The organism is Nostoc sp. PCC 7107 (assembly GCF_000316625.1).
Classification (GTDB): domain Bacteria; phylum Cyanobacteriota; class Cyanobacteriia; order Cyanobacteriales; family Nostocaceae; genus Nostoc_B.
The window spans coordinates 920,427-939,382 of record NC_019676.1 but is presented as its reverse complement, the minus strand read 5'-3'; the positions used below and the strand labels follow the sequence as shown (position 1 = coordinate 939,382).

15 protein-coding genes are annotated in these 18,956 nt (G+C 40.4%); 8 read left to right on the top strand and 7 right to left on the bottom strand.

The features are described 5' to 3' along the window. Window positions 1-95: 95 nt before the first annotated feature. The 3 genes from NOS7107_RS03930 to NOS7107_RS03920 form a co-directional block, all read right to left on the bottom strand. Window positions 96-902, bottom strand: coding sequence for an inositol monophosphatase family protein (locus NOS7107_RS03930; RefSeq protein WP_015111694.1), 807 nt, complete (start codon window positions 900-902; stop codon window positions 96-98). Window positions 903-1,022: 120 nt separating this feature from the next. Further along, entirely contained in the window at window positions 1,023-2,456 is a 1,434-nt protein-coding gene (locus NOS7107_RS03925; protein ID WP_015111693.1) for a BCD family MFS transporter, read from the bottom strand. A 186-nt stretch (window positions 2,457-2,642) separates the two neighbouring features. Next, on the bottom strand, window positions 2,643-2,915 hold the full coding sequence (locus NOS7107_RS03920; protein WP_015111692.1) for a hypothetical protein: 273 nt from the start codon (window positions 2,913-2,915) through the stop codon (window positions 2,643-2,645). A 193-nt stretch (window positions 2,916-3,108) separates the two neighbouring features. On the opposite strand from NOS7107_RS03920, the gene NOS7107_RS03915 reads away from it, so the two are divergent. The 4 genes from NOS7107_RS03915 to NOS7107_RS03900 all read left to right on the top strand — a co-directional run bounded on the left by NOS7107_RS03915 (window position 3,109) and on the right by NOS7107_RS03900 (window position 6,789). Then, on the top strand, window positions 3,109-3,321 hold the full coding sequence (locus NOS7107_RS03915; RefSeq protein ID WP_015111691.1) for a DUF1902 domain-containing protein: 213 nt from the start codon (window positions 3,109-3,111) through the stop codon (window positions 3,319-3,321). A 26-nt stretch (window positions 3,322-3,347) separates the two neighbouring features. Next, the gene (locus NOS7107_RS03910; protein ID WP_015111690.1) at window positions 3,348-3,545 is read left to right on the top strand and encodes a type II toxin-antitoxin system HicA family toxin; all 198 of its coding nucleotides are present in this window, start codon (window positions 3,348-3,350) and stop codon (window positions 3,543-3,545) included. 349 nt (window positions 3,546-3,894) lie between these two features. Then, window positions 3,895-5,700, top strand: coding sequence for a PmeII family type II restriction endonuclease (locus tag NOS7107_RS03905; protein WP_044500493.1), 1,806 nt, complete (start codon window positions 3,895-3,897; stop codon window positions 5,698-5,700). Between the two features lie 138 nt (window positions 5,701-5,838). Continuing rightward, complete coding sequence (locus NOS7107_RS03900; protein ID WP_015111688.1) at window positions 5,839-6,789, top strand: aldo/keto reductase; 951 nt, start codon at window positions 5,839-5,841, stop codon at window positions 6,787-6,789. A 179-nt stretch (window positions 6,790-6,968) separates the two neighbouring features. On the opposite strand, the gene NOS7107_RS03895 is transcribed toward NOS7107_RS03900, so the two are convergent. Both NOS7107_RS03895 and rimO read right to left on the bottom strand, forming a co-directional pair. Then, window positions 6,969-8,507, bottom strand: a complete 1,539-nt coding sequence (locus tag NOS7107_RS03895) for a DEAD/DEAH box helicase (RefSeq protein ID WP_015111687.1) — start codon at window positions 8,505-8,507, stop codon at window positions 6,969-6,971. 57 nt (window positions 8,508-8,564) lie between these two features. Beyond that, on the bottom strand, window positions 8,565-9,890 hold the full coding sequence (gene rimO / locus NOS7107_RS03890) for a 30S ribosomal protein S12 methylthiotransferase RimO (protein ID WP_015111686.1): 1,326 nt from the start codon (window positions 9,888-9,890) through the stop codon (window positions 8,565-8,567). A gap of 660 nt (window positions 9,891-10,550) precedes the next feature. On the opposite strand from rimO, the gene btpA reads away from it, so the two are divergent. The 4 genes from btpA (at window position 10,551) to NOS7107_RS03870 (ending at window position 16,233) form a co-directional block, all read left to right on the top strand. Beyond that, complete coding sequence (btpA, locus tag NOS7107_RS03885; RefSeq protein WP_015111685.1) at window positions 10,551-11,399, top strand: photosystem I biogenesis protein BtpA; 849 nt, start codon at window positions 10,551-10,553, stop codon at window positions 11,397-11,399. Window positions 11,400-11,507: 108 nt separating this feature from the next. Then, a complete protein-coding gene (locus tag NOS7107_RS03880) occupies window positions 11,508-12,500 on the top strand; it encodes a vitamin K epoxide reductase family protein (protein ID WP_015111684.1) in 993 nt (330 codons plus the stop codon). A 556-nt stretch (window positions 12,501-13,056) separates the two neighbouring features. Continuing rightward, entirely contained in the window at window positions 13,057-15,261 is a 2,205-nt protein-coding gene (locus NOS7107_RS03875; protein ID WP_015111683.1) for a CHASE2 domain-containing protein, read from the top strand. A gap of 756 nt (window positions 15,262-16,017) precedes the next feature. Further along, the gene (locus NOS7107_RS03870) at window positions 16,018-16,233 is read left to right on the top strand and encodes a hypothetical protein (protein ID WP_048819349.1); all 216 of its coding nucleotides are present in this window, start codon (window positions 16,018-16,020) and stop codon (window positions 16,231-16,233) included. 165 nt (window positions 16,234-16,398) lie between these two features. On the opposite strand, the gene nadB is transcribed toward NOS7107_RS03870, so the two are convergent. Both nadB and psbU read right to left on the bottom strand, forming a co-directional pair. Then, window positions 16,399-18,075, bottom strand: coding sequence for an L-aspartate oxidase (nadB, locus tag NOS7107_RS03865; protein WP_015111681.1), 1,677 nt, complete (start codon window positions 18,073-18,075; stop codon window positions 16,399-16,401). A gap of 195 nt (window positions 18,076-18,270) precedes the next feature. After that, complete coding sequence (gene psbU, locus NOS7107_RS03860) at window positions 18,271-18,699, bottom strand: photosystem II complex extrinsic protein PsbU (RefSeq protein ID WP_044500492.1); 429 nt, start codon at window positions 18,697-18,699, stop codon at window positions 18,271-18,273. Window positions 18,700-18,956: the final 257 nt, after the last annotated feature.

Sequence of the window (18,956 nt, the reverse complement as noted above, 5' to 3'; positions counted from 1 at the left end):
AAAACATTGTTGGTTCAACTTTTCGTTAAACTGCGTATAAAAGCCTACGCCATAAAGATTGGTGTAGGCTTTTTATATCAACTATCTGATAGACATTAAATTTTCAAATCTTGGAGAAATGGCGCAAACACAGGAGCCAAGTCTGAACTACTAAGAACTAAGGTAGGATAAGAGCTATCGCTATAATCTTCTCCAGATATCAAAGGAAATGGCTCAGATTTGAGAGACTTCCAACTCCCACCAGCCGCTTGCACAATTACCCAAGCACCAGCTATATCCCAAACTTTCGGTGTCGCTTCAATTCCTCCTAACACCGCCCCAGTCGCCACTGTCAGAAAGTTATAACTAGCCACACCCAACATCCGAATTTTGCAGGGAAATCCTGGCTGAATAACAGAGGTACTGCGAGAACAAAGGTTAAAAAAGTGATTACTGCTGGGAGCATCAACACTAGTGTGGATGGGATGATTGTTGAGAAATGCGCCCGTGGGTGTGGCTAAACCTGACGTACCTGGCCAAAAACCGTGAAAACTCTGACCCAATAGCGGTACGTGAACATACCCAAATACAGGCGTACCTTGATACAGCAAACCCAGAGAAATCGACCAGATAGGAATACCACGGGTAAAATTTGTTGTCCCATCTAAAGGGTCAATGACCCAACACCATTCTGTCCCCGGAAATGTCTTGTCGGCTTCTTCGCTGAGAATACCATAACCAGAAAAATTAGAGGCGATCGCATCCCGAATTTCCTGATCTGCCCATTTATCTGCGCGTGTTACTAAAGTACCATCAGCTTTTTGTAAAGCCTGTACTTGCCCAAAATCTTGTATTAGTTGTTTACCCACTCTGCTAGTTGTAGTGTGGGCAAAATCGAGAACCGTTAACCAAAAATCATTCATGTGATTATTAAGGAGTGAATTAATTAAGGAAAAAGTTAAAAGTAAAAAGTAAAAGATTAGTTTTTTTACTTTTGCCTTTTTCCTTTTGCCTTACCTTAATACCCATACACCAAATTTTAATTAGTCTAGATCGCTTTCTAAGACAGATGCGATCGCCTGTTTGGTACTAGTTTGAAATTCTGTGATGTTGACGCGGTTGAGAAAGCCAATTGACAGCACCATTCCCACGGCTTCTAAAGCAAATACCAACCCATAAGCTAGTTCCAAACTGGGTAACACTCTCCGCCCGATATCCAAGAGTGTACCGCCGATAACAACTGCTAAACCCCTAGATATAGACTGTGCTAGTCCCCATGCACCAATAAATGTCCCAGCGGCTTCCGCTGCTGTCAAATCAAGCATCAAGCTAATTGCGGCCGTTGTCAAGAACCCAGTCGCTAAACCAAATAACACCAAAGCCAGCTTCAGGAACGCTGCATTGGCGGTAAATCCCGAAATACCCAGCAATAATGCACACAAAGCCACCAACATACAGCCTAAGCGGGCGCTTCTGCGCTTACCTAAACGCGGGACAATCAAAAATCCAGCCACAGCGTAAGCAACCAGCAAACCCATACCATAATAAATATTCAATTTGGTGCTTTCCGCCAAAGGCATTTTAAACACCTGACCAGCATAAGGCTCTAAAATTGGGTCTTGCATAAACAAGCACAATGTCATCACCACCAAAAAGGTGAAAAATAAACCTGTTTGGGGACTGGCTGTTAAGATTTTCCAAGCTGCGTCTAGGGTAATGCTGTCTTCGCGGTTTACCAATGTGGAACGGTTGGCATATTGGGAGTATTTTTTTTCAACACCAAAAGTTGCAGCGATCGCCAATCCAAATACAATAGCTGGGACAATGATAAATAATTGGTTGATCGATGCCTGTAATGTCTCTACACTTGCTTCTGGTGTTAATTGTTTGAGCAAGCTAGAACTAATGATTGCACCGACGATAATTCCCACCATTAGCATCGACCAAACTACACCGACAACTTTAGAACGGTTATCTTCTTCCGACACATCTACTAATAAAGCCGCGAAAGCCGTACCACTAGCACAAATTGCTAAACCGTACACAGCAAAAACTAAAGATAGCAGTGCTGTCCAGCCGATAGTTTGAGTTGTCCAAACCCAATCACCAGAAACACTCGCAGCATTATTCAGTTGCCACATTACTTGTACAGCTAAAAAAGCCGCGATCGCAAATATCGCCGCCCCGACCCACACATAAGCTGTCCGGTGATAACCCCATAACGGTTTAGCATCAGACATCTGACCAAACCATATCCGCGAAGGCGACACAAACGCAGGTAAAGCCAGCACCAGCGCCACCAACGTCGCCGGAATCGCTATTTCTTGAATCATGACCCTGTTGAGTACGCCCAGAGTCAAAATCGACATCATACTCAGCCCCATTTGAAATAAGCCAAGCCGAAACATAGTCGGTAAATTGACCCTTGGCGCAACTGGGTATTTTGTTTCTGTATCAAACACTTCACCGCTTGCCATAGTTAGTTTTTTGGATGGTTTATCAAAATAGTCTCTCTTTAATTAAAGATAAACTGTTCGATATTCCAAAAACCCAGCTATTTCGGGTGATGAATTTTGAGTTTTGGCGATAGAGATGCTTTCAAGTTATAGAATTTCATCCACCAGAACCGTACCGCCTTCACAAAAATCTATACCAAGAGAGTATCACTGTGCCATCCTGAGCAATGTACCACCAACGGCATAAACGGCATCATAACCAATTCTTTCTCCCCAAAGTGCTGCATTGGGTTGCTTGGATTTTAATCGCAGACTCGTTTCGACTAAATCATCACCGATTTCGTAATCCCCCGTTTCAACATTAATCGAGATAATTTTGCCAATATTTTCTTGTGTCTCAACTGTGGCACGGATACTTTTTTCGTAGAGTTCCTTTCCACGTCGAGAGACTTCTTGGTTACTAAGTGTTGGGTGGGACATAAATCAATCCCTTGTTTAAGCGGTTAGATTCTTCACTTTATTGTAGAGCAAAAGCTACAGAGGTTAGATGGTAATGCCGGATTACACGAATGTTTCTAAAGAATTGAAGGTTCTCTTTGTAAGTAACTTGCGAAAAGCTGAAGAACTTAACTAAAATTATTTACATAATACGCAATAACTAAAAAAGTAAAGCATGAACACTGTTATTAGAGTAAGTGCTTTTTGGGATTCTGAAGCTGAGGTGTGGGTAGCTAGTAGTGATGATTTGCCTGGATTGATTACAGAAGCTTCTACTATTGAATTATTAACAGAAAAACTCAAATTGATGATTCCAGAACTTTGTGAGTTAAATCAAGTAGAAGCTTGCCAGAAAGATTACATTGATTTAGAATTAACGACACATTGACGTGAAGCAATTAAAGTGGCTGGCTAATGAGTATTTCCTTTACTCCTGAAGTTAAAAAACTTTTGCTAAAAGCTGGATGTTATTTCATAAGACAGGGTAAAGGAGATCATGAAATTTGGTACAGCCCAATTACAAATATTAACTTTGTAGTTGATAGCAAAATTAAATCACGCCATACTGCAAACGGAGTTTTGAAGCAAGGTTGCTTAAACAAATATTTTTGAGTTTAGTTGAGAATTCAAAAGTGCGATCGCACTCCGGCTATGACAATCAAACGTAAATTTTTTGTTATCGGCAGTAGCTAAATTCAACTGGTGGTAAACTGCGGTAGTTGCAATCAAGCGATCGCCTGGGCTTGATGTGGTAGCTGAATCTGACGGCTTAAAATAGCGATGTAGCAGTGCCTTAGAGCTTCATATACAGCTAACTCGATAAAACACGCGATTAATCGTCAAGAATAGCTGAGTTAATGAAAAGACTAACATCTTTTTATACATTTTTTGAGGTAGTATAGAGTGCTGCATACTTAACTATATTGTGGTCAAGCAAGATTTAATTTTAACAGGTTTGGCAATGGCAGAAGCAGCACTAAATATTACCTTGGAAACTGAGGAAATTCTGATTCAGAATTTAGGGTTAGTAGAGCAGAATCACCCACAAACTTGGAAGAATAAGCTGATTCTAGGTGATTGTTTAGAGGTACTCCAAAAGTTGCCTTCTGCAAGCATTGATTTAATTATCACCTCGCCTCCCTATGCTGATAGTCGGAAAAAAACCTATGGAGGAATTTCTCCAGATGAATATACAGATTGGTTTCTAGCAAGAGCTTTAGAACTAAAAAGAGTCCTCAAACCAGAAGGTTCCTTCATTCTTAATATTAAAGAGAAAGTTGTTGATGGGCAAAGACATCCATACGTATTGAATTTAATTTTAGGAATGCAGCAGCAAGGATGGCTATGGACTGAAGAATATATATGGCATAAAAAAAATAGTTATCCTGGCAAATGGTCTAATCGTTTTCGAGATTCTTGGGAGCGTTGTTTACACTTTAACAAGCAAAAGAAATTCAAGATGTATCAGGAATCTGTCATGGTTCCTATGGGAGATTGGGCAAAGTCACGTCTCAAGAATTTGAGCGAAACAGATAAAAGACGTGATAATTCTAAAGTAGAGAGTGGATTTGGTAAAAATATTTCTAATTGGGTAGAGCGGAAAATGGCCTATCCAACAAATGTTTTACATTTAGCAACTGAATGTGGAAATAAAAATCATAGTGCAGCTTTTCCGAAAACTATTCCTTCATGGTTTATCAAGCTATTCACTGATGTAGATGATGTAGTCCTCGACCCATTTGCAGGTTCAGGAACATCTTGTGTAGCTGCTAAAGAACTAGGCAGAAATTATGTAGGAATTGAAATTAAAAGAGAATATTGTGAATTAGCAGAACTGAATATTAAAACCGCAGTTTCTCATACTCAAATTTTAAATAACAGTAATCAAAATTATGAGGAATTAAATGTGGCTGGCGCAAACTCGGAAATTTATCATGATTATTTGATTAAATATGTTCTTACACCTTTTTATGACAAAAGATTTGAGAAGTTGAGCAAATTAAAGCTCAAAGATGTTCTGAAACGAAAAAACCCTTATTTATTTAAGGCAAAAAATATTGAACGCGCCCAAGATTTTGTTGATAGTATAATTACTGCATTTCTTTCTTCGCAGGAAGAAACCATCTTTGGTAATTTATTAGAAGGCTTTGCCATACATATATCTGAAACTTTGTACGGTGGTTTTAAGTCAAAGCTCAATAGTATTGATCTAGAGTTTAAGCGGGATGAAAATTATTATATTGTAGGAATTAAATCTGGTACTAATTGGGGTAACTCTGACCAAATTAGTAAGATGAAAGATAATTTTAAAAAAGCTAGGCAGTTTTTAATTAAACAAGGTGTCACAAATAATATCATTGCTGTTAATGGCTGTATGTATGGCAAAGATAGTAATCCTTTGAAAAAAGATGTAGATGCTGATAAAACATATTTTAAATATGTAGGGCAAGAGTTTTGGGAATTTATCTCAGAAAATCCTAACCTTTATCAAGAGATGATTGTGCCTATCGGAGAAGAGGCAAAGAAAAAGGATGAACTTTTTAAGTCTACTCTGGATGCAAAGGTTAATGAAATGACTTTTGAATTTATGCAGTATTTTACTAACAAGGGTCGTATTGATTGGATTAAGCTTGTTGATTATGTGTCTAAGAAAGGGGATGTCAAATTAGAACCCGTATCTCAACAGTTGACATTGGAATTAGAAGGAAGAGATTCAGATTTAGAAGAACCTCTAGATTTAGCAGATGCGCTGGATTTTGAAGAGTAGTTAGCTACAGATGAACGGTTATAGACTGATTTAAAGAAAAGACTGGCATAATAAATCGCGATCACACCAAAATCACATAGTACTGACCAACGCTACACTAAAAAAGTAAAGAAATGTAAATCTATAGATATTGCGATCGTGGAAACAATCACATTAGGCAAAAACGGCCCGACGGTTCCACCCCTGTGTATTGGTACTTGGGCTTGGGGTGATAAACTCTTTTGGAATTATGGCAGCGATTACGGCCCAGAACAACTACAAGCAGCCTTTACAGCAGCTTTAGAAGCGGGTGTTACCTTTTTTGACACCGCCGAAATTTACGGAATGGGGCTGTCAGAAAAGTTTTTAGGGCAATTTATCAAACAGACACAACAACCTGTACAAGTTGCTACTAAATTTGGCCCTGTCCCTTGGCGATTTACCGGACAATCTGTGAGTGATGCTTTAACAGAAAGTCTCAAACGCTTGCAACTACAGAGAATTGAACTGTATCAAGTGCATTGGCCGTTTGCTTTCTTTTTGAGTCAAGAAACACTGATGAACACCTTAGCCGATGAAGTGAAGCGGGGAAGAATTGGCGCAGTCGGTGTCAGTAATTACTCAGCAGCGCAAATGCGAGAAGCACATCAAATATTAGCAGCTAGAGGAGTTCCATTAGCAGTCAATCAAGTACGTTATTCTCTACTCACGCGCCAAGTAGAAAGTAGTGGTATTATCGCCACAGCCCGTGAACTAGGGGTAACAATTTTAGCTTATAGTCCTTTAGCTCAAGGATTACTCACAGGCAAATATACTGCTGAAAATCTTGAATCACTAAGTGGTGCTAGAAAGATAGATCCAAAATTTGGAAAAGAAGGCTTGCAAAAAATCGCACCAGTGATATCTCTATTACGTAGTATAGGAGAAAAACGCAATCGGACTCCGGCTCAAGTCGCACTCAACTGGTTAATTGCTCAAGGTAATGTAATTCCCATCGCTGGGGTAAAAACATCTGAACAAGTGAGACAAAATACTGGCGCTTTAGGCTGGCAATTAAATAAGGATGAAATTGAAGAACTAGAAAAAATTACTCGTCCTTGGTTAAATTAACTCTTAAATTGTAAATATTCAGCTTGTAGCTGCTCTAAATCTGCAATTGTGAACATAAGACTATGGAAAAGACATCTTTATCTATGTTCCTACAAGCTGATAGAAACTGTTAGCAGTCAAAGTTAAATAATCAACAGCCAGTAACTAATCACTATTGACCATTGACTATTAATTCTTGACTAAGAAGCTGATTCTCGAGCTGAAGATGAGCCTAGCTTTTGATTGGCAGAAACGGGAGCTTCACGACGGCCGCCTGTCCGCAGTTTAGGCTTGGGAGTAGAGCGTCTGTCATCGTCACCGTTGTTAGAATCTGATTTGTTCCAAGAACGGTTTCTGTCGCCAGAAAATTCCCGACGTTGCTTGACAATTTTGGGTTTAGCCACAGGAAGTTCCTCTTGGGGAATTTCTACATCTGAGCTTAACCAAGCGGGACGGGTTTCATCGTAAGCAAGTTGCAGTGCAGCAGCAGCGATCGCATGAGCATCATACTGTTCAATCAATTCGCTGACAATGGGCAAGAATGAAGCTAAGCGTTCTCCAGTCAGAGCTTCTCTTACTTGTTCTTGCAATTTATTGATATGTCGTGCTTCAATTTGCGCCCGTGTAGGAATGGAAAGTAATTGCCAGCTTTGACGGTTATGGCGCTCAAATATTTGTTGTTTGCGACGCTCAAAAGGCTGCACCAAGGTAATTGCTGTACCTTCTTTACCAGCACGACCAGTCCGACCAATCCGATGCACGTAGGTTTCTACGCTATCAGGTAAGTCGTAGTTAATTACGTGAGATAGTTGGTCAACATCTAAACCGCGTGCAGCAATGTCAGTAGCTACTACCCAGCGCACTTGGCGATTACGGAAGCGAGTTAATAACCGTTCTCTGGCTTGTTGGGACAAATCACCGTGATATTCGTCCACACTGTGACCAGCGGCTTGCAGTTGGTTGGTTAATTCTGCCGCCGTTCTTCTGGTACGGACAAAGATTAAGGCTGTTTCTGGATCTTCCATTTCCAGAATTGGCTGTAAAGCTTTGGCTTTTGTCCAGTGACGGGGAATTAAATAAGCTACTTGATTGATTTTGTTGGGTGCAGCTTTAGGTTGTTCAACGGTGACTGTGACTGGCGAGTGTAAAAACTTGTTCACCAACATTCTAATTGAGGGTGGCATTGTCGCTGAGAACAAGGCTGTTTGACGATCTTGAGGTGCTTGAGAAAGAATTTTCTCAACATCATCGATAAAGCCCATGCTCAACATTTCATCGGCTTCATCCAACACAAACCACTTCACTTGATCTAATTTCAAGCAACCGCGTTCTAACAAGTCAATCACCCGTCCAGGAGTCCCGACAACGACGTGAACACCCCGCTTGAGTTGCATAATTTGGCGGTCAATTGATTGACCACCGTAAATTGCTAAAGCCCGTAAGCTACTGTTGCCAATAAATTGGCTGATAGCATCATGAACTTGAATCGCTAATTCACGGGTTGGTGTTAAAACTATAGCTTGCACGGCTCTTTGGTTGACATCCAGCCGTTCTAAAATTGGTAGGGAAAAGGCTGCTGTTTTGCCTGTTCCTGTTTGAGACTGTCCTACTACATCTCTGCCTGACAATAGTTGAGGAATGGCTTGAATTTGAATGTTAGTAGGCGCAGTAAAGCCCATTTTTTCTAATAGTTCTGCGCGGTCTTGGGAAATTCCTAGTTCAAGAAACGAAAGATTCATCAATTCTCCTAGATTTTGTTTTTAGATTTTTAGATTTTTAGATTGGGAAATCGAAATCTATTTGTAACTCTCAACAACTTGACCGTAGAGGTCATAAGTATCAGCACTGCGAATTGCTACCGGCACAATGGTTCCTAATTTCGCTGCGCCTGTAACATACACCTGACCATCGACTTCTGGCGAACTTCTGCCTGAACGACCAATTAATTCACCACTTTCAGGATTTTCTTGCTCAATCAGGACATCAACGACTTTGCCGATTTCCTGTTGATTTTTGCGCCAAGAAATTGGTTGCTGAAGTTCCATGAGTCTTTGCCGCCGTTCGTCCATCAGTTCTTGGGGTAACTGATTGGGCAAACTATAAGCAGGGGTTCCTTCTTCTGGTGAAAAGGTAAAGACACCAACATGATCAAATTCATGCTGCTGCACGAAGTTTAGTAGATGCTCAAAATGCTCTGGCGTTTCTCCCGGAAAACCAACAATAAATGTTGTTCGCAACACTGCTGTTGGTAGTGCAGTTTTGATGCGCTCGATAATTTCATTATTTACCTGCCCTTGCCAAGGACGGTTCATGGAGCGCAAAATTTCAGGATGAGAATGTTGCAAAGGCAAATCCAAGTAAGGTAAAACGTTCGGTGTTTCTTGGATTGCCGCAATTACATCTGGGGTCAATCCTGTGGGATAGGCATAGTGCATTCTAATCCAAGGTAGATTCACTTTGCCCAAGGCTCGGAGTAATTCGGCTAGTTTGGGCTTGCCGTAAATGTCCAATCCGTAATTGGTCGTGATCTGGGAAATCAGAATGATTTCTTTTACACCTTGGTTCGCCAACTGCTCGGCTTCAGCGACAATCGATTCAATAGTCCGCGATCGCTGATTTCCTCGCAGATAAGGAATAATACAAAACGCACACCGATAATCGCATCCTTCAGCTACTCTCAGGTAGGCAACACCCTCTGTGGTCGTGCGGTAACGCGGTGTGGTTTCATCGGCGATATAAGTTGGTTCGGCGCTAATTTGTTTAACACGCTCTCCTTGTTCGGCCCGCTCAATGACATTGACGATTTTGTGATAGTCGCCTGTACCCACCACTGCTACTGCTTCTGGCAACTCTTCCAATAATTGCTCTTGGAAATGCTGCGCCATGCAGCCTGTTATAACGATTTTTTTATTAGCCTCTGCTAATTCTACTAAAGTTCTGACAGATTCTTCTCTTGCTGCTTCAATAAAACTACAAGTATTAACGATAACGTAATCTGCTAACTCTTCATTTGTATCTACGCCATAACCTGCTTCTACCAGCAGCCCTAGCATATGTTCTGTATCAATTCGATTTTTCTCGCAGCCCAAATGAGATATTGCTATTGTTGGCTTTTCACCCATACTCTAATTTCTGAGGTTTGTTCTTCTAGGTCACACAAAGAACGGTAACTCCGCTCTTTGTTATGCACACCTTTGTTGCTGACAACGCCCAGGTAGATTTTGCCACTATCAACAACTGGAGAGTGGATTTATGACCTGGATAATTTGCGGTCATGCTATGATTATGTCTACTATTAGTCTGTTTCCCAGGGTAAATAGGAGTGTCTTTGAATATTTGAGACACTTGTAATATTTTTTAACAAATCGCTTGTTGTTAGTATTTTACACTACCGCAGCGTATACGTTGCTAATTTACCCGTCGGGAAGCCGCCCAAAAGGCTGGTTGTGAGAAGTCGCTACCCTAGGGAAATCGCACTTGCGACTACGCCTAATCAAGCAGTAATGCTGCCCAATGCTCAGACAAGATGCCTAAACTACGGGAAGCTGCCTTGCGTCTTGTGAGTGGCAAACTCCTCTTGTAGACAGGTTTTATCTTAACATATCTTATGGAACGTTTTACGCCAAATTCCATCCACAGATGGAGGTAGTGAAACTAGTACCAGAGAACATATCAATGCTAATCAAGGAACTAGGGACGTGAGACGAGAAAATGGGAGCTAGGTGAATTTTAATCCGAAAACCCCATCCCTAATCCCTAATCCCTGAATAATATTTGAAGACGTGGACTTATATCAGATCTTTAAAACTCGTACACCAATTATTGGCGTAGTTCATCTACTGCCATTACCCACCTCACCCCGCTGGGGAGGTAGCCTAAAAGCTGTGATTGACCGCGCCGAACAAGAAGCAACGGCTCTTGCCAGTGGCGGAGTTGATGGCATTATTGTGGAAAATTTTTTCGACGCACCATTTACGAAAAACCAGGTTGATCCAGCAGTTGTGAGTGCTATGACTGTAGTGGTGCAAAGGATACAAAATTTAGTAACCTTGCCGCTGGGCTTAAATGTGTTGCGGAATGATGCCAAAAGTGCGATCGCGATCGCCAGTTGTGTGCGGGCAGAATTTATCCGTGTGAATGTATTGACAGGAGTAATGGCGACGGATCAAGGATTAATTGAAGGCGAAGCCCATCAATTACTCCGCTATCGTCGAGAATTGGGCTGCGATGTCAAAATTTTGGCAGATGTTTTAGTTAAGCACGCCCGGCCTTTAAGTTCACCCAATCTCACTGTTGCGGTCAAAGACACTATCGAAAGAGGTTTAGCTGATGCAGTAATTTTATCTGGTTGGGCTACAGGTAGTCCGCCTAATCAGGAAGATTTAGAACTCGCTTGTGGTGCAGCCAACAGTACACCAGTATTTGTCGGTAGTGGAGCCAATTGGGAAAATATTGGCACACTGTTGCAGGCAGCAGATGGAGTCATTGTTTCCAGTTCCTTAAAACGTCATGGTCGGATTGAGCAACCAATTGATCCCATTCGCGTCAGTCAATTTGTGGAAGCTGCACGTCGCAGTTGGAACTCCAAAAATACAAGCAAATCTTCAGAACAAGTCAAGTTACATTCATAGTCAGTAGGAAGTAAGGAGTCAGAAGGGCTTGTGTACTTCACACTTCAGACTTCACACTTCAGACTTCACACTTCAGACTTCACACTTTGTACTTCATACTTCGCAGTTATGATTCGCCGCCGTTCTACTCCTTGGATTCATAAATGGTCGCGCCCAATAATTGCCGCGATCGCCGGATGTGGTGCCTTAGTCACAGGCTATCTCACAATCGAAAAGTTAACCGGAGGTAGTGCAGCTTGTGTAGCACAAGCTGGGACTAAAGGCTGTAACGATGTACTTTCTAGTGCTTGGGGTACAGTTTTTGGTCAACCACTAGCTTTGTTTGGATTTTTGGCATACATCGGTATGGTGATTTTGGCTTTGGCTCCCTTGGTATTGAAATCTGAAGACAACAACCAGCGCCAACAAATCGAAAACTGGACATGGTTGCTGTTGTTGGTGGGAGCGATCGCCATGTCTGTTTTCAGCGGCTATTTAATGTATGTGCTGGCTTTCCAAATCAAAGCATTGTGTCCTTACTGTCTAGCATCTGCTTTGTTCTCCCTCAGTTTGTTAGTTCTGACAATTCTTGGCCGCACCTGGGAAGATATTGGACAGATTTTATTTATTGCCCTAATTGTGGGTATGGTTACATTGCTCGGCACTTTAGGTGTTTATGCTGGTGTGAATCAATCAGGTACAATATCTGGCTCAACTGGTGGACAAGAAAAAATTAGTTTTATACCGTCACCCACACAAACCCCTAACCCAGAATTTGGTTGGGAAATTACTACAACCTCTGGTGAAGCAGAAATCGCCTTAGCCAAACATCTGTTGAAGGTAGAGGCTAAAGAATATGTTGCCTATTGGTGTCCTCATTGCCACGAACAAAAGCTCATCTTTGGCAAAGAAGCTTACCAGATCCTCAAGGATAATAACATTCCCATAGAATGTGCTGGCGACAGTCCTCAAGGTAAACCAGAATTATGCCAAGCTGCTAAAGTCCAAGCTTTCCCCACTTGGATTATCAATGGTCAAACTTATAGTGGTGTTCAAAACCTCACAGAATTAGCCAAGATTACTGGTTATACAGGCCCGACCAACTTTAAGTATTTTAAGTAATTACTGTCAGTACGACTGTTTTTTAAATTGGATTTCACCTGTGGCGGTCAATTGGATTCATGTAACAAAATGTTCCCAGTTGACCTATTTTTTTTGCAAATCTGCTTTCCAGCGTTAGTATAAGTTACAACAAAATTGTTGAAATTTTTGATTTCTGATACCAAATTGAAAAATGATTGTGACAGATAGATTGCTGAAAACTTTACTAGTCAACACCTCCAAAATCTAAAATCCAAAATGGTATTAGCTCTCATTGACCAAATAAAATATTTGTCCCTTTTTGGTCAATGAAAATATACTTTTGTTATTAGTAGTCAATATTTTTACTGAACCTGTTCCTCATCCATACGGAAATACTGTTAAACCTTTGCTTAATCATCACTCATCATGAATTCTTCTTTGTTAACACTATTTCAAATTATTTGCTGGAGCATAATTATACGGATTAGTTTTTTTTGCTACATTTGTAGTAAATTTTAAGTTTATTTACTGAATTATTTATAACTAGTTTATAACTGTACCAATTAAAAGTATTTCTCCCTACTAGGTAATGGGAATGAGTAAGCAGCTAGGTAAGAGTTTTGTCAGTTCAAATTTGAATTTGAACCTGAAACAGTTACTTGATCGAAAATATAGACAATTAGTTGTTGCTTTTAGCGTTGCGGTCTGCATTATACTGTTGCGTTCTGTAGGAATGTTTCAATCCTTAGAGTTAGCAGGGTTAGATCATTTCTTTCGCTTACGTCCAACCGAACAACCAGAAGAACGCATGACGATTGTAGCTATCGATGAAGATTCTTTGCGTCGAGTGGGTTCTTGGCCAATTCCTGATGGTGTCATTGCTCAGTTATTGAAAAAATTACAAGTTTATCAACCTCGTGCCATTGGCTTAGATATTTATCGGGACTTAGCAGTAAATCCAGGACACCAGGAATTGCTTAATGTTTATAGTTCAATGCCTAATTTAATAGGTATTCAACTATTAACTGAGAGAACAAACACGCGGGTTTTAGCACCACTAAAATTGAATCCTCAACAAGTTGGTTTTAATAATTTACTATATGACATTGATGGCAAAGTCCGGCGAAATTTGTTGTATTTGCACATGAATAATCAACACTACGAAAGTTTCGCCCTGAAGTTAGCATTACGGTATTTACAAGCAGAAAATATTTCACCGAAAAAAGCTACTGAAAACCCTGATTATTTAAGCTTGGGTAAGGCTGTATTTATCCCATTTCGAGGCAATGATGGTGGTTATGTGAGGACTGATGATAAAGGATATCAAATTTTAGCTAACTTTCCTAAACCATCATGTTATAAAAAATCTGGCGAGTTCTGTAGTTTCCGCCAGATATCGATGAGTGATGTACTTGATGGCAAAGTACCAATAAGTTGGATACGCGATCGCATTGTCTTGATTGGTTCAACTGCTCCCAGTTTGCAAGATTTTGCATTTATTCCTTATTCTGGTCAAATGTTGGGTACCTCCAAACCTGTGGCTGGTATTGAACTGCAAGCTTATTTTATTAGTGAGTTAATCTCATCTGCCCTTGAAGGAAGACCTTTATTAAAGGTTTGGCCAAAATTCTGGGAGTACTTATGGATTTTGGGGTGGTCTTATTTGGGTTCAGCAATTATTTGGCAGATTAAATCTTTCAGTAAAAGTATTCCTAGAGTTTTACTATCTTTATTAATACTGTCTTTGAGCAGTTATCTAGCTTTCTTAGCTGGTTGGTGGTTTCCCTTAATTCCTGGAATACTCACCTTTAGTAGCGCATCTATATGGATGATTTTTCATATTGCGTATATGCAGGAGGAATTGAAGCGTTCTAAAGAGTTTCTGCATCAAGTCATCAATTCTATTCCTGATCCAATTTTTGTCAAAAATGAAAAGCATCAGTGGATTGTCTTAAATGAAGCTTATTGTCAATTCATTGGTTATCCTGATAGTTTACTCCTGGAAAAATCATATTATGAATTTTTTCCTCGCCATGAAGCTGATGTTTTTCGTCAACAAGATGATTTAGTTTTTTCGTTGAAAAAACCGCGAGAAAATGAAGAGGAATTTACTGATGCAACTGGTCAAACTCATTTAATTGCGACTAAGCGATCGCTACACAAAGATGCGGCTGGAAATTTTTTTTTAGTGGGGGTGATTCGAGATATTACTCAGCGCAAGTTAATGGAAGAAGAACTGCGGCGCACTGCGGATGAGTTATTTCGCTCTAATACTGAATTAAAACTCAAAGAAGATCATTTAAGATATCTGGCTTATCATGATCCCCTGACAGGTTTATCTAATCGGAAATTTTTTGTAGAACAATTTTATGAGTCGTTGCTGTGGTCGCAAAATAACGACTTGTTACTAGGACTTTTATTTATCGACTTAGATGGGTTTAAACAAATCAATGATACTTTAGGGCATGATATGGGCGATCGCTTGCTGGTGATCGTCGCCCAGAGACTCAACAACTGTTTGCGAGGAAGTGATACCGTTTCCCGCCTGGGCGGTGATGAATTTACAGTAATTCTACGGGCAATTCCTGATGTACAAATAGCCGCTAGAGTCGCAGAAAAAATTCTCGCCAGTATCATGGAACCAATTGTTTTATCAGGATACGCTACTAAAATTTCTGCCAGTATTGGGATCAGTATCTATCCCATTAACAGCCAAGATGCGGAAATTTTAATCCAACAAGCCGATGCGGCTATGTACCGTGCTAAACACTTAGGTAAAAATCGGTATGAGTTGACTTAATTAGTCAATAGATATACAGACAGCAGAATCCAGAAGTAAAACACCTTCATATCTGGCTTGTCTGCAATTGTTTACTCTAATAGCTTAAAACACGCTGTCAGCAATAAAATTACGAAATAAAGCACTTTAGCGGAAGACAGCAGTTATAGCCACTCTTCAAAATGGCTAAATTTTTTTCCAGTATTTTTATAGTACAATTATACTATTAAGTGACAAGGTTTAATTTTAACTACGGTTATTATTTGGGCTGTAAATTTATACATGAGTAACACCACTTAAAGTAAGTTTGAATTATACTTACTTTTGGAAATTAAGATTTAATAAAGAAATCGCCTTATGAGCAACTTTTGTAGTTGACATTCCTGATATTTACTGAGATGTAGCCAATTTACCTCTAAAATATTGAGTAGTTTTGTATAATTTTTTACACATCACAAAGTATTTTGACATACAAATATAAATTTTTTATTAAGATTTCATATCGTAGACTATTATTTTAGAGGTAATTATTTAACTTTTAGGATTTTCGCTGTGATGAGTTCTAACTTTAGACTGATGTTTATAAATACTATTTAGGTATATTTCTTAAGTGTTAAGGCAATTGTTTGCCTAAAGTGTTTTACTCAAACAATTTTGATTAGAAACAAAAAATTTTATTAGAGTTTAATTTTTTCAGAAACCCAGACCGAATCAGATGTATGTAAAAAAAGTACTCAATAAAATCAGAATAAAAAAACGGATAAAAGCTTTATGGTTATGAACTTAAGAATCACAAGTATTTTAATTTTGTGTGTGAGCGCCTGTTTAGTGATTCCTAAAATTGCTGATGCGAGAGGAACCCTCAGTGATTTAGTCGCTAATAGTTTGACTCATTCAGACGGTAATCATGTTAATTCTCAGGAATTAACAGATGTATATGTTCCACCCAATTACGGTGTTCCCAACAGTCAGCACGGTAGTGGTACACGCTAAGATAAAAAGGTCGAAGTCTAAAATAAAGCAACACGTATAGTGAGCTTTTCGTTAATTGATCATAGGTGCTTTATTGAGTCCATTCTGTAATTAGTGACCCATCAACCGAACTTAATTAATGCTGCAATAGCAAGACAAACAGCTAAGAATTTTACAGATCAGCGATTAGGTTAAAGGGACGGATTTACTCCAGTGACGTTCTTGTACAAGTGTGTGAATTTGCCAATGGGGATCGGGCTCAGGATAATCGATGCGGTAGTGTCCGCCCCGGCTTTCTGTTCTAAAACCAGCACTTCTAAGAATTAAATCAGCCACATCAAGTAAGTTGCGAGTTTCTGCCCAAAGTCTTAATTGGCGTTCAATATTTGGTATTTTGAAATTGACAGTTTCGTTGGCATGTAAAGCAAGTAAGAATTGAGTCAAAGGTAAAATAGCAAAGTCTTGTTGCCAAGATTCAACAGTTGCGATCGCCTCATCCAATCGTGATTGTTCCCGACAAATACCAGCACTTTGCCAAACTAAACGCGGTAATTTATCTCGCAATGCTTCTAACTGTGCTTGCTGGGTTTGCCAATCCTTTTCATCTAAACTAAATTCTCGCAAGCGTAACTCGGAAATATCAGAGTTCAGTTCAATGTCTGCCAACTGAATATTTGCCATCTGTGCGCCAAACACAATACATTCCAGTAAAGAGTTACTCGCCAGACGATTTGCCCCGTGTACTCCTGTACTAGCGGTTTCTCCTACCGCATATAAACCAGGAATGTTCGTCTGATTTTGTAAATCTGCCACAATTCCACCCATCCAGTAATGAGCCGCAGGTGCTACCGGAATTGGCTCATGGAACACATCTATTCCCCAACGCTGACAAACCTTAACAATATTAGGAAAGCGATGCTGAATTTTCTCAGGAGGGATGGGGCGCATATCTAACCAGACATGGGCAGTCGCCGGATCAACCGCAGTACTTTGCAGGTGGCTAAAAATGGCTCTACTAACTACATCTCTCGGCGCAAGTTCCCCGGCTGGGTGATAGTCAAAAGCAAATCGCCGTCCAGTATCATCAACCAGATGTGCGCCTTCACCTCTAACAGCTTCACTAATTAAAAAGCGATCAGCCCCTGGTTTAGTCAAGGCTGTGGGGTGAAACTGCACAAACTCTAAATCTCGGAGAATCGCCCCAGCCCGCCAAGCGATCGCCACACCATCACCTGTACTCACTGCTGGGTTAGTGGTTTGGGCAAATACTTGGCCACCGCCGCCAGTGGCTAAAACTACCGCTTTGGCTTTCACCCAGGTAATCTCACCTTGATAAAATAAACTAATTCCCTGACAGCGCCCTGTTTGGGGTTCTAACCACAAACTCAAAGCCAAAGCTTGCTGAATAACTTGAATATTTTGGCGATGTAATACTTGCGCTGTTAAGGTAGTTGTGACTTCTCTACCTGTGGTGTCAGCAGCATGGAGAACACGGTTACGAGAATGGGCAGCTTCTAAAGTCAAAGCTAAAGCTTGACCGTGACGGTCAAAAGCTACGCCTAAATTTACCAAAGATTGAATACAACTAGGGGCTTCTTGGGCGAGGAATTCTACTGCTTGCCGATCGCACAAACCAGCACCAGCTTGAATTGTATCTTCAATGTGCAACCGTGGCGAATCTTCGGGGGCGATCGCCGCAGCAATCCCGCCTTGCGCCCAATCACTAGCAGACAAAGTAACAGTTTCTTTAGTAATCAAGCCGACTTGCAAAGACTCTGGCAAACACAGTGCTGTGTATAGTCCAGCGGCTCCAGCACCGACTACAATCACATCAAATTGGCGAGGAATTTCTATTTCAGGCAAAGTTAGAGACAGGGGAAATTTTTACGATATTTTCTCAAACACTCAGAACTCAGCGAAAAGTTGCGTGCGGAGAGAACTTGTGTGCGGAGAGAACTTGCGTTGAGCAAACTTGGGTGACTCAGCACTTTACAATCAGAGAACCACTCCCAAAAATCGGGAGTGGACTACTATTTTCTACATTAACGATAATTGGGCTTATCTGTAGATACCGTTGTTAAAGCGATCGTCTCCTTCATTGAAAGCAGGCTCTAAGTCTGTCACAGTGAAGTTATCGAAATTAGATTGGAGAAGTTGTTTTTGGCGATCGCTCAATCCTTCAATATTCAGCACATCCTCTACACTTTTGTAAGGAGCATTTGTGATGATTTTCTTGGCCAGGGTAGGATACAAACCAGGATAATTTTGAAAAGCCCGGACGTTGGTATTGTTCAAATCAATTTTTTTACCAAATTCCGTTGCTAGTTTAGCATCTGCCTTGTTTTGTAACTCCACGGCTAAAACAGGTACCTGTGGTAGCGTTAGACCGTTGATACCAACAGCTTGGGCTACTCCAGTTGTACCTAGCCATCCCCAGCAACCAAGCAACAAACTAAATACTGTTAATAAACGCACCAATTTTTTCACGACTTTTTTACCTCTTTCCATCAAACTGAATAATGGCTTTAAGCTGACAGCTGTCAACAGTTTATAATCTTTGAGGCACAGTTATGACTCTTGACTATTGAAAGCCAGTTGCGACAAGTCGGCACAGCCAACCACTGCACTGGCTACTGTTAACTAAAAACTGGTAACTCAATCAACACACAGCAGTCATCAGAAACTAATATACAGCGTATTAATATCCACAATATTTACTGTTACTGGGTTTGATTCAATTTACT